The organism is Streptomyces lasalocidi (genome assembly GCF_005280215.1).
Lineage (GTDB): Bacteria > Actinomycetota > Actinomycetes > Streptomycetales > Streptomycetaceae > Streptomyces > Streptomyces longwoodensis.
The window spans coordinates 7,933,242-7,946,208 of sequence record NZ_SZNQ01000001.1; the positions used below are offsets into that span (position 1 = coordinate 7,933,242).

The 12,967-nt window shown below is 76.1% G+C and carries 1 protein-coding gene; it reads left to right on the plus strand.

Going from position 1 to position 12,967, the window contains the following annotated elements; translation table 11 throughout:
• Nucleotides 1-233 precede the first annotated feature (233 nt).
• Nucleotides 234-12,962 carry a type I polyketide synthase gene (locus E4U91_RS35340; protein WP_206666922.1) on the plus strand — a complete coding sequence of 4,243 codons (12,729 nt, stop codon included), beginning with the start codon at nucleotides 234-236 and terminating at the stop codon, nucleotides 12,960-12,962.
• Nucleotides 12,963-12,967 lie beyond the last annotated feature (5 nt).

A 12,967-nucleotide genomic window follows, 5' to 3' on the forward strand; every position in this document is an offset into this window, starting at 1 on the left:
CGGCGCACCCGCCACCGACGGCGGGCCGCGCCGCCCCCACGAACACGACTCCGATCAGCGCGTCGCCACCCCGTCGACGCACTCCGCTGTGACACGTGACCGGCGCCCCGTGGGCGCCGCTTTCCGCCAGTGACCGTCCGTACCGTCCGCCCGGTGTGTCCGCCGGGCGGGTCCGACATGCCCGCGTCGCGCAGACCGACGGGGCGGAGGGGAAGTCCCGGATGGGTGACCGCATGGACACCACCCCCGCGCAGGTGCCGGTGGCAGTCGTCGGCCTGGCGTGCCGGCTGCCGGGGGCGGCCGACCCGGCCGCGTTCTGGGCACTGCTGCGCGAGGGGCGCGACGCCCTGGGTGAACCCGGCCCCCGGCGTACCCACCCCGACGGGCCCGCCGCTCCCGTGCTCCCGTCCGGCGAGCCGGTGCGCGCCGGCTTCCTCGACCAGGTCGACTCCTTCGACGCGCAGTTCTTCGGCATCTCCCCGGGCGAAGCGGCCGTCATGGACCCCCAGCAGCGCCTGGTGCTGGAGCTGGCCTGGGAGGCGTTCGAGGACGCCGGCATCGTCCCCGGTGACGGGGGCGGCCCCGACGGCGGCACCGGCGTGTACGTCGGCGCCACGTACGACGACTACGCCACCCTGCGCGGCGACCGGCTCAGCCCGCACTCGGCCACGGGCCGCAACCGGGCGATGATCGCCAACCGGGTGTCCTACGCGCTGCGCCTGGGCGGGCCGAGCATGGTGGTGGACAGCGCCCAGTCCTCCGCCCTGGTGGCCGTGCACGTGGCGTGCCGGGCCCTGGCGGCGGGCGAGTGCTCCGTGGCCGTCGTCGGCGGCGTCAACCTGAACATCGTCCAGGCGGGGTACGACGTCACCCGTGCCCTGGGAGCCCTCTCCCCGGACGGGCGCTGCCACACCTTCGACGAACGGGCCAACGGGTTCGTGCGCGGGGAGGGCGGCGCGGTGCTGCTGCTCAAGCCACTGGCGGCGGCACTGGCCGACGGGGACACCGTGCACGCGGTGATCCTCGGCAGCGCAGCCAACAACGACGCCGGCGGCGACTCGCTGACCGCCCCCCGCCAGGAGGCCCAGCAGGACGTGCTGCGCCTCGCCTGCGCCTCGGCGGGGGTGGCACCCCAGGACGTGGACTACGTCGAACTGCACGGCACCGGCACGCCCCTCGGCGATCCGGTGGAGGCGTCGGCGCTGGGCGCGGTGGCCCGGGGGGAACGGCCCCTGCCCGTCGGCTCGGTGAAGACGAACATCGGGCACCTGGAGGGCGCGGCGGGGATCGCGGGCCTGCTCAAGACGATCCTGTGCCTGTCCCACCGCGAGCTGGTGCCCAGCCTCAACTTCCGTACCCCCAACCCCCGCATCCCCCTCGACGACCTGGGGCTGCGCGTGGTCACGGAGGCGGAGCCGTGGCCGGACACCGGGGGAACGCCGCTCGCCGGGGTCAGCTCGTTCGGCATGGGCGGGGCCAACTGCCACGTCGTGCTGTCCGCGGCGCCCGCCGCCGACCCCACCGGCCGGCAGGAGGGGCGACGGTACGACGGACCCGTGCTCGTCCCGGTGTCGGCGCGCACGCCGGCCGCGCTCACCGCGCTGGCCGACCGCCTGACCAGGGCCGACGCACCGTCCCCGCTGGACCTGGCGTACTCACTGGCCACCACGCGCAGCCCGCTGCCCCGGCGCGCGGTCCTCGTCGCCGACACCCCCGGCGACGTTCCCGGCCTGCTGCGGGCCCTGGCCGCGGGAGAACCCCACGCCCGCGTGGTCCGCGGCACGGCCGCGCCCGGACGGACGGTGTTCCTCTTCGCCGGACAGGGCAACCAGCGACCGGGCATGGGCCGCGAGATCTACCGACGCCACCCCGAGTACGCCGCGGCCATGGACGAGATCGCCGAAGAGATGCGCGCCCACCTGCAACGGCCGCTGCTGGAGGTGATGTTCGCCCAGAAGGGCTCGCCGGACGCGGCGCTGCTCGACGAACCGGAGTACACCCAGCCCGCGTTGTTCGCCGTCCAGGTCGCGCTGTTCCGCCTGGTGCACAGCTGGGGCGTGCGACCCGACGCCGTGCTCGGCCACTCCTTCGGCGAACTGGCCGCGCTGCACGTGGCCGGGGCGATGTCCCTGCCCGACGCCTGCGCCCTCGTGGCCACCCGCGGCCGGCTGATGCAGCACGTGCCGCCCGGCGGTGCCTCGGTCCTGGTGGAGGCGTCCGAGACCGAACTGACCGAGGACGTCCGGGCGTCCGGCGGTGCGGTGTCGATCGCGGCGCTCAACGGCCCCACCGCCACCGTGCTGTCGGGCGACGAGGAAGCCACCCTGGAGATCGCGCGGAGGTGGGAGCGGTCAGGACGGCGCACCCACCGCCTCCGGATACGGTTCGCCAGCCACTCGGCGCACATGGACCCCATCCTCGACGGAATGCGGCAGGCCGCGTCCCGGGTCCGCTGGCAGCGGCCCCGGCTGCGGGTCATCTCCCCGGTCACCGGCACCGAGTTCGACCCGACCGGGCTCGACTGGCCGGAGTTCTGGGCGCGGCACACCCGTGACACCGTGCGGTTCACCGACGCCATCAGGACGGCCTGCGCGGACGGTGCGCGGACGTTCCTCGAACTCGGCCCCGACGGCACGCTGTGCGCGATGGGACCGGCCAACGCGCCCGACGACGTGGCCTTCGCCGCCGCGATGACCGGCGGTGACCGTCCCGACCTGAGGTCGCTGCTCACCGCCGTCGCCCGGGTGCACGCCCGAGGCGTCCCGGTCGACTGGGCACGCTTCTACGCCGGGACCGACGCACGCCGCGTGCCCCTGCCGACGTACCCCTTCCAACGGCGCCGGCACTGGATCTCCGGCGGAACCACCCCCGTCACGGACGCCGCGCCGCAGGCCGAGGCGCCGGCCTCGCCCCTCGCTGCGCTGCCCGCGGCCCAACGCGCCCAGGCGGTGCGCACCTTGGTGCGCGCGGAGGTGGCCGCGGCGCTGGAACTGGAGTCCGCCGAGCAGCTGGACCTGCGCCGGCCGTTCAAGGACCTGGGGTTCAGCTCGCTGATGACCGTGGAGCTGGGACACCGGCTCGCCGAGGCGACCGGGCTGCGGGTGCCCCCGACCGCGGTGCTGACCCACGCCACTCCCGCGCGGATGATCGAACACCTCGACGCCGAGCTCGCCGCCGTGCCGTCGGACGCGCCGGACCCGGCGCGCGAACCGGACGGGGAGACGCCTACCCCCGCGTCCGTCCCGGATCCGGGGTCCGGAGCGGGGGCGCCCGCCGCCGAACCGATCGCCATCGTCGGGATGGCCTGCCGCTACCCCGGCGGGATCGCCTCCCCGGACGACCTGTGGGACCTCGTCGCCGCGGGCGGTGACGCCATCGGCGCGTTCCCCACCGACCGGGGCTGGGACCTGGACCGCCTGTTCGACTCCGACCCGGACCGGCCCGGACGCACCTACACCCGTTCCGGTGGCTTCCTGTACGACGCGGCGCGGTTCGACGCGGGGCTGTTCGGGATCTCCCCGCGCGAGGCGCTCGCGATGGACCCGCAGCAGCGGCTGCTGCTGGAGACCTCCTGGGAGGCCCTGGAACGGGCCGGGATGGACCCGCTGTCCCTGCGGGACTCGGACACCGGCGTGTTCGCCGGGGTCATGGCACAGGACTACGGCCCCCGGATGCACGAGGGCACCGCGGGCGCCGACGGCTACGTCCTCACCGGCACCACGGCGAGTGTGGCCTCCGGCCGCATCGCCTACACCCTGGGCCTGCGGGGTCCCGCGGTCACGGTGGACACCGCCTGCTCGTCCTCCCTGGTGGCGGTGCACATGGCGGCGCAGGCCCTGCGCGCCGGGGAGTGCTCCCTGGCCCTGGCGGGCGGCGCGACGGTGATGGCCACCCCCGGCATCTTCGTGGAGTTCTCCCGGCAGCGCGGGCTGTCGCCGGACGGACGCTGCAAGTCGTTCGCGGCGGCGGCCGACGGCACGGGCTGGGCGGAGGGCGTGGGCCTGCTGGTGCTGGAGCGCCTTTCCGACGCCCGGCGTGAGGGGCACCGCATCCTCGGCGTGGTCCGGGGGTCGGCGGTGAACCAGGACGGGGCGTCCAACGGCCTGACCGCGCCCAGCGGACTCGCCCAGGAGCAGGTGATCCGCTCGGCGCTCAGCGCGGCCGGGCTGTCCCCGGCGGACGTCGACCTGGTCGAGGCCCACGGCACCGGTACGGCGCTCGGCGACCCGATCGAGGCGCAGGCCCTGCTGGCCACCTACGGCTCCCGCCGCACCGAGCCCCCCGTGTGGCTGGGCTCGCTGAAGTCGAACATCGGCCACACGCAGGCGGCGGCCGGTGTGGCCGGCGTGATCAAGGCCGTCCAGGCGATGCGGCACGGGGTGCTCCCGCGCACGGTGCACGTGGACGAGCCGTCCCCGCACGTGGACTGGGAGTCGGGCGCGGTGCGGCTGCTCACCGAGGACCGGCCCTGGCCGGACACCGGCCGGCCCCGGCGGGCAGGCGTGTCCTCCTTCGGCATCAGCGGCACCAACGCCCACGTCGTGCTGGAGCAGGCACCCGAGCCGGTCGAGCAGGCCGAAGGGGAGGCGGAGCTGCGCTCCGGCCCCGTGCCCGTGGTGGTGTCCGGGCACACCGAAGGCGCCCTGCGGGCCCAGGCGGAACGGCTCGCCGCCCACCTGGACGCCCACCCCGGCACCACCGTCCGGCAGGTCGCGCGCGCGGCTGCCGGCCGCGCCGCCCTGACCCACCGGGCCGTGCTCACCGCCGGCGACCACGCCGACCTGGCGCGCCGGCTGCGCGCCCTGGCGACCGACCAGGACGACCCCGGCCTCGTGCGCGGACAGGCCGACGTCGACCCCCGCACGGTGTTCGTGTTCCCGGGTCAGGGGGCGCAGTGGGCGGGGATGGCGGTGGAGTTGTTGGGTGCTTCGCCGGTGTTCGCGGCGCGGATGGCGGAGTGTGCGGCGGCGTTGGGGGAGTTCACGGAGTGGTCGTTGCTGGATGTGGTGCGGGGGGTGGGTGGTGCTGCGTCGTTGGAGCGGGTGGATGTGGTGCAGCCGGTGTCGTTCGCGGTGATGGTGTCGTTGGCGGCGTTGTGGCGGTCGTTCGGCGTGGAGCCGGACGCGGTGGTGGGTCATTCGCAGGGGGAGATCGCGGCCGCGTGCGTGGCGGGCGCGCTGTCCCTGCGCGACGCCGCCAAGGTGAGCGCCCTGCGCAGCGCCGCCCTGCGCGACCTGGCCGGCACCGGCGGCATGCTGTCCGTGGCGCTGCCCGCCGCCGAGCTGGAGCAGCGTCTCGCGGACCGGGACGGCCGGGTGTCCGTGGCGGCCGTCAACGGGCCCGCCGCGGTGGTCCTGGCGGGCGACCCCGCGGCCCTGGAGGACCTGGCCGCCGAGCTGACCGCCGACGGCGTGTGGGCCCGCCTCGTCGCGGTCGACTACGCCTCGCACTCTCCGCAGGTGGAGCGGATCCGCGCCACCCTCCTGGACCGTCTCGCGGGTCTCGAGCCGCGCACCGCCGACATCCCCTTCTACTCCACGGTGACGGGCGAGCCGATCGACACGGCCGCCCTGGACGCGGAGTACTGGTACCGCAACCTGCGGCACACCGTCCGCTTCGAGGAGGCCGTCCGCGCACTGGACGGCGCCGGGCACCGGGCCTACGTCGAGGTCAGCCCGCACCCCATCCTCACCGCCGCGGTGCAGGACACCGTGGAGTCGGCGGGCAGCACCGCCGTCGTCGTCGGCTCGCTGCGCCGCGACCAGGGCGGCCCCGACCGCTTCCTGCGGTCCCTGGCCGAGGCGTACGTACGCGGCGTACCCGTCGACTGGACCCCCGCGACCGGCACCGGCGGACCACGGCCCGACCTGCCCGCCTACGCCTTCCAGCGCCAGCACTTCTGGCTGCCCGCCCCGGTCGGCGCGGCGGACCCGGCGGTGCTCGGCCTGGACCCCGCCGCGCACCCGCTGCTGGGCGCCGCCGCCACGGTGGCCACCACCGGGGAGGTGCTCCTGACCGGTGAGCTGTCCCGGCAGCGCCAGCCCTGGCTGGCCGACCACGGCGTGCACGGCACGGTGGTCCTGCCGGGCGCCGCGTTCGTCGAACTCGCCGTGCACGCCGGGGACGAGACGGGCTGCACGGAACTTGAGGAGCTGACCGTCCACCGGCCCCTGCGGCTGCCCGAACACGGCGGCGTGCGGGTGCAGACCGTGGTGGGCGCCCCCGACGACGACGGCGGCCGCACCGTGGACGTGTACGCGCGCACGGCCGACCGACCGGACTGGACGCACCACGCCACCGGCCGGCTGGGCACGGCGCGGACGCCCGCACCGGCCACCGGTCACGCGCCGCCGGCCGGCACCACGTCGGCCGAACCGGCCGCCCGCTACCGGGAACTGGCCCGGCTCGGCTACGACTACGGACCGGCCTTCCAGGGCCTGCGCCGGTGGTGGCGCAGCGGTGACGAGGTGTGGGCCGAGGCCGAGCTGCCGGAACCGGCGGCCGCCGACGCCGGGGTGTTTGGACTGCACCCGGCGCTGCTGGACGCCGCGCTGCACGCCGCCCTCCCGTCCGGGGAACCGGCCGGCGCGGACGCGGCGACCCTGCTGCCGTTCTCGTTCAGCGGGGTCCGCCTGTACCGGTCCGGCGCCGACGCCGTGCGGGTCCGCCTGCGGCCCGCAGCTGGCGGCGCGCTGTCGGTGACCCTCACCGACGCCGCCGACCGGCCCGTCCTGGTCATCGACGCGCTGACCCTGCGCCCGGTACCGGCCGGACAACTCGCGGCGGACCACCCCGACCACCTGTACCGCACCGCGTGGACACCCCTCGAGACGCCCGCGGCCGAAGCGGCCTGGTCCCTGCACGCCGACCTGGACGAGCTGGGCGACCACGTGCCCGCCGCGGTGGGCGTTCCCGTGACCTCGGCGACGGAGGCCCTGACCGTCGCCCAACGCTGGCTGGCCGAGGAGCGGTTCGCCGCGTCCCGGCTCGTCCTCCTCACCCGCGGGGCCGTCAGCACGGCCGCGGACGCCCCGCCGGCCGACCCCGGCACGGCGGCGGTCTGGGGCCTCGTCCGCACCGCGCAGACGGAGCACCCGGACCGGTTCGTGCTGGTGGACACCGACGCCCGCCCCGCCTCGACCACCCTGTTGCCGCGCCTGGCCGGCACCGGGGAGACCCAACTCGCCCTGCGCGACGGCCGCGTCCTGGTGCCACGGCTGACCCGGGTGACCGCCGACGCGGGAGAGACCCCCTGGACGGCCACCGGTACCGTGCTGATCACCGGCGCCACCGGCACCCTGGGACGCCTGGTGGCACGGCACTTGGTCGACCGCCACGGGGTGCAGGACCTGGTCCTGGCCTCCCGCAGCGGCCAGGACGCGCCCGGCATGGCCGACTTCACGGACGAACTGCGGGCGCTGGGCGCCCGGGTGACGGTCGTCGCCTGTGACGTGGCCGAGCGCGACGAGGTGGCCGCGCTGCTGGCCGCCCACCCCGTGACGGCCGTCGTCCATGCCGCGGGCGTCCTCGACGACGCCGTCCTGACCGCCCTCACCCCCGAACGCGTGACCGACGTGTTCCGCGCCAAGGTCGACGGCGCACACCACCTGGACGAACTGACCGGCCCCGGCCTGACCGCCTTCGTGCTGTTCTCGTCCGTGGCCGGGACGCTCGGCAACGCCGGGCAGGCCGCCTACGCCGCCGCCAACGCCGCGCTGGACGCGCTGGCCGAGCGCCGCCGGGCCGCCGGGCTGCCGGCCACCTCCATCGCCTGGGGCCTGTGGGCCGAGAGCAGCGGCATGACCGGGCACATGGACGACACCGACCGGGCCAGGCTCGCGCGGGCCGGCGTACTGCCCCTGGACACCGACACCGCGCTGACCGCCTTCGACGCGGCCACCGCACGCGACGTCCCGGCCGTGCTGGCCGCCCCCCTCGACCGGGAGGCGCTCCGGGCCCGCGCGTCCGAGGGCACCCTCCCCCCGGTGCTGTCCTCCCTGGTGCCGGTGGTGCGCCGTACGGCCGCCGCGGACGGCCCGGCGGACGCCGCCGACGCCCTGCGCCGCAGGCTCGCCGAGCAGGACCCCCTCCGCGTCCTGCAGGACGTCGTCCTGACCCAGGCGGCCGTGGTCCTCGGCCACCCCGACCCCGCCGCCCTCGGCCCGGACCGGCCGTTCAAGGAGATCGGCTTCGACTCGCTGACCTCCGTGGAACTGCGCAACCGGCTGAGCCGCATCACCGGCACCCGGCTGCCCGCCACCGTCGTCTTCGACCACCCGACCCCGGCCGGGCTCGCCGCCCACCTGCGCGGCGAACTGGCCGGGGACACCCCCACGGCCGCCGTCGTGCCGGCCGCCACGGCCGCCACGGACGAACCGGTCGCGATCGTCGGCATGGCGTGCCGCTTCCCGGGCGGCGTGGCCTCCCCGGAGGACCTGTGGCACCTCGTGTCCTCGGGCGGCGACGCCATCGGCGGCTTCCCCACCGACCGGGGCTGGGACGTCGCCGGCCTCTACGACCCCGACCCGGACCGGGCCGGCCACTCGACCACGCGGTACGGCGGATTCCTGTACGACGCCGGGCAGTTCGACGCGTCCTTGTTCGGCATCTCCCCGCGCGAGGCGCTGGCGATGGACCCCCAGCAGAGGCTGCTCCTTGAGACGGCCTGGGAGACCCTGGAACGGGCCGGCCTGGACCCGGCCTCCCTGCGCGGCAGCCGGACCGGCGTGTTCACCGGCGTGATGTACCACGACTACGCCACCGCGCTCGCGGACGTCCCCGAAGGGGTCGAGGGGCACCTGCTCACCGGCACCGCCGCCAGCGTCGCCTCCGGCCGCGTCGCCTACGCCCTCGGGCTGGAGGGCCCGGCGGTCACCGTGGACACCGCCTGCTCCTCCTCCCTGGTCTCCGTCCACCTCGCGGCGCAGGCCCTGCGCGCGGGGGAGTGCACGCTGGCCCTGGCCGGCGGGGTGACGGTCATGGCCCGGCCCACCACCTTCACCGCCTTCTCCCGGCAGCGCGGACTGTCACCGGACGGACGGTGCAAGTCGTACGCCGGGGCAGCCGACGGCACCGGCTGGTCCGAGGGCGTCGGCCTGCTCCTGCTCGAACCGCTGTCCGCCGCACGCCGCAACGGCCACCGCGTCCTCGCCGTCGTCCGCGGCTCCGCCGTCAACCAGGACGGAGCCTCCCACGGGCTCACCGCACCCAACGGCCCCGCGCAGGAGCGGGTGATCCGCGCCGCGCTCGCCGCCGCCGGACTGTCCCCGCACGAGGTCGACGCGGTCGAGGGCCACGGCACCGGCACGCCCCTGGGCGACCCCATCGAGGCCCAGGCACTCCTGGCCACCTACGGCACCGACCGCGCGGGCGACCCCCTGTGGCTCGGCTCGGTCAAGTCCAACATCGGGCACGCGCAGGCCGCCGCGGGCGTCGCCGGACTGATCAAGACGGTCCAGGCCATGCGGCACGGCGTGCTGCCCCGCACCCTGCACGTCGACGAGCCGTCCCCCCACGTGGACTGGGAGTCGGGCGCGGTGCGGCTGCTCACCGAGGACCGGCCCTGGCCGGACACCGGCCGGCCCAGGCGGGCCGGCGTGTCCTCCTTCGGCATCAGCGGCACCAACGCCCACATCGTCGTCGAGCAGCCCGGCGACGGCGCAGCGGCCGAACCGGAACCGGAGCACGTCCAGCCGCTCCGGCCCGTCCCGGTGGCCCTGTCCGGACACACCGAGGACGCCCTGCGCGCCCAGGCCGCACGGCTCGCCGCGCACCTGACCGCACACCCCGGCACCCCGCTGCGCGACATCGCCTTCACCGCCGCGTCCGGCCGGGCCGCCCTCGACCACCGGGCGGTCGTGCTCGCCGACGACCCGGAGCAGCTCGGCGAACGGCTGACCGCGCTGGCCGAGGGCCGCGACGTGCCCGACGTCGTGCGGGGCACCGCGGCCCCGAACGCCCGGCGGGTCGCGTTCGTCTTCCCCGGCCAGGGCTCCCAGTGGGCCGGGATGGCCCTGGAACTGATCGACACGGCACCGGCGTTCGCCGCCCGGCTGGCCGAGTGCGCCGCGGCCGTCGAGGCACACGTGGACTGGTCGGTGCTGGACGTCCTGCGGCAGGTTCCCGGCGCACCGGGACTGGACCGGGTGGACGTCGTCCAGCCCGTCACCTTCGCCGTCACCGTGTCGCTGGCGGCACTGTGGCAGGCCCACGGTGTGCGGCCCGACGCGGTGATCGGCCACTCGCAGGGGGAGATCGCCGCCGCCTGCGTGGCCGGCGCCCTGTCCCTGGCCGACGCCGCCACGGTGGTGTGCCTGCGCAGCCGCGCGCTGACCCGGCTGTCGGGCAAGGGCGGCATGATGTCCGTGGCGCTGCCCGCCCCCGAGGTGCAGGACCTCTTCACCGATGACCGGCTGCACGTGGCCGCGGTCAACGGCCCCGCCTCCACCGTGGTGTCCGGCGATCCGTCCGCCCTGGAGGACCTGCGGGCCCGGTGCGACGCGCGCGGTGTGCGCGCCCGGCTGGTCGCCGTCGACTACGCCTCCCACTCACCGCACGTCACCACCGTCAAGGACGAACTCGACGGCCTGCTCGCCGGCATCGCCCCGCGGTCCGTACCCGTCGAGCTGTACTCCACCGTCACCGGACAGCGCCTGGACCCGCGCGAACTCACCGGCGCGTACTGGTACACCAACCTGCGGCAGACCGTCCGGTTCGCCGACGCCGTGGGCGCCGCCCTCGACGCCGGGATCGGCACCTTCCTCGAAGTGAGCCCGCACCCCGTGGTGGCACCGGGCGTGCAGGAGACGGTGGACGCCGCCGGAGCACGCGCCGCCGTCCTGTCCACCCTGCGCCGCGACGACGGCGGCCGGCCCCGGTTCACCCGGTCGCTGGCCGAGGCCCACGTCCGCGGGGTCGGCGTACGCCTGTCCGAGGTGTTCGCCGGCACCGGGGCGCGAACGGTCGACCTGCCGACCTACGCCTTCCAGCACCAGTGGTACTGGCTCGCCGACCAGGTCGCGTCCCGGTCCCTCGGCTGGCGCTACCGGGTCGCATGGCGCCCCGCCCGCCCGGCCGCACGCACGGCGCCGGACGCCGCATGGCTGGCCCTGGTGCCCGCCGGCTGTGACGAGGAGTGGCTGGAGCGGCTCACCGAGGCCCTCCCGGTCCGTGTCCTGTCCGTGGACGCCGACCGTGCCGACCGCGCCGCGCTCGGCGAGCAACTGCGCCGCGCACTGGCCGAGCACACCCCGCAGGGCGTGCTGTCCCTGCTGAGCGCCGACCGCCGGCCCCACCCCCGGCACCCGGCCGTGCCCGCGGGCGTGGCCGCCACCCTGGCCGCCGTGCAGGCACTCGGCGATCTGGCGGCGACCCTGCCCCTGTGGCTGGTCACCGCCGGCGCGGTGGGCACCGGCGACACCGACCCGCCCCACGACCCGGACGCCGCGCAGGTCTGGGGCCTCGGCCGGGTCGCCATGCTGGAGTACCCGGCCTTCTGGGGCGGCCTCGTGGACCTGCCCGCCCGTCCCGACGCGGACGCGCTGGAGCAGCTGCGCACGATCATGGCCGGCGGCTTCGGGGAGGAGGACCAACTCGCGGTGCGGGCGTCCGGCACCCTCCTGCGACGCCTGGTGCGCGCCCCCTTGAACGGCACTCCCGCCGTCGGCTGGCAGGCCCGCGACACCGCTGTCGTGACCGGCGGCACCGGCGCGCTCGGCCCGGAGGCCGCCCGCTGGCTGGCCGGACTCGGCGCCGCGCACGTGGTGCTGGTCAGCCGCAGCGGCCCCCACGCCGAGGGGGTCGCCGAGCTGGCGAGCGAACTCGACGCCCTCGGCGTACGGCTGACCGCGCACGCCTGTGACGTCGCCGACCGCTCCGCCGTGGCCGCCCTCCTGACCGGACTGCGCGCACAGGGCGAGAGGGTACGCACCGTGCTGCACGCCGCCGCCCTGATGCGGCTGGCCGCACTGCCCGACACCGACCTCGCCGAGTACGCCGCCGTCCTCGACGCGAAGGTCCAGGGCGCCCGCCACCTCATCGACCTCCTCGACCGGGACGAACTGGACGCCCTCGTCTTCTACTCCTCGATCGCCGGTGTCTGGGGCAGCGGGGACCACGGCGCCTACGCCGCGGCCAACGCCACCCTGGACGCGCTGGCCGAACAGGCCCGTGCGGACGGCCTGCCCGTCACCTCGGTGGCCTGGGGCGTCTGGGACGGGGCCCGCTTCCCCGACGGCGTGGACGCCGGACAGCTACGGCGCCAAGGACTGCCGTTGATCCCCCCGGAACCCGCCCTGGAAGGACTGCGCGTCGTCCTGGAACGCGGCGAGAGCGGCCTGTCCATGGCCGACGTCGACTGGGCGGCGTTCATGCCGCTGTTCGCCTCGGCCCGCAGCCGGCCCCTGTTCGCCGAGATCCCGGAGGCCCGACGCGCACTGGAGGGCGACGAACCGACCGGGGCGCCGCCCTCCGACGCCACCTGGGCACAACGCCTGGCCGCCCTGCCGGAGACCGAACGCCGCGCCGCCCTGCTCAAACTGGTCCGGGAACAGGCCGCCGTCGTCCTCGGTCTGTCCGACCCCGCGGAGATCGGCGACGAGCGGCCCTTCCGCGACCTGGGCTACGACTCGCTGACCGGCATCGAACTGCGCAACCGGCTCGGCACCGTCACCGGACTCACCCTGCCCGCCACCCTGGTGTTCGACCACCCCACCCCGGCCGCCGTGGCCGACCACCTCGACACCTCGCTGGCCCCCGCCGAACCACCGCTCCTCGCCGAGCTGGACCGGCTCGCCGAGCGGCTGGCCCGCACGGACACCGAGGACGAACGCACCACCGTCGCGCAGCGGTTGCGCGCCATGTTGTCGCTGGTCGACGGCGACCTGGACGAGGACGACGACTTCGACCCGGTGTCGAACGAGGAGATGTACGACCTCATCGACCGAGAGCTCGGGGCGAGCTGAACAGG

Excerpts from the sequence above, each read along its gene's own strand:
- E4U91_RS35340 (WP_206666922.1), top strand. The coding sequence starts at position 234 with ATGGACACCACCCCCGCGCAGGTGCCGGTGGCAGTCGTCGGCCTGGCG.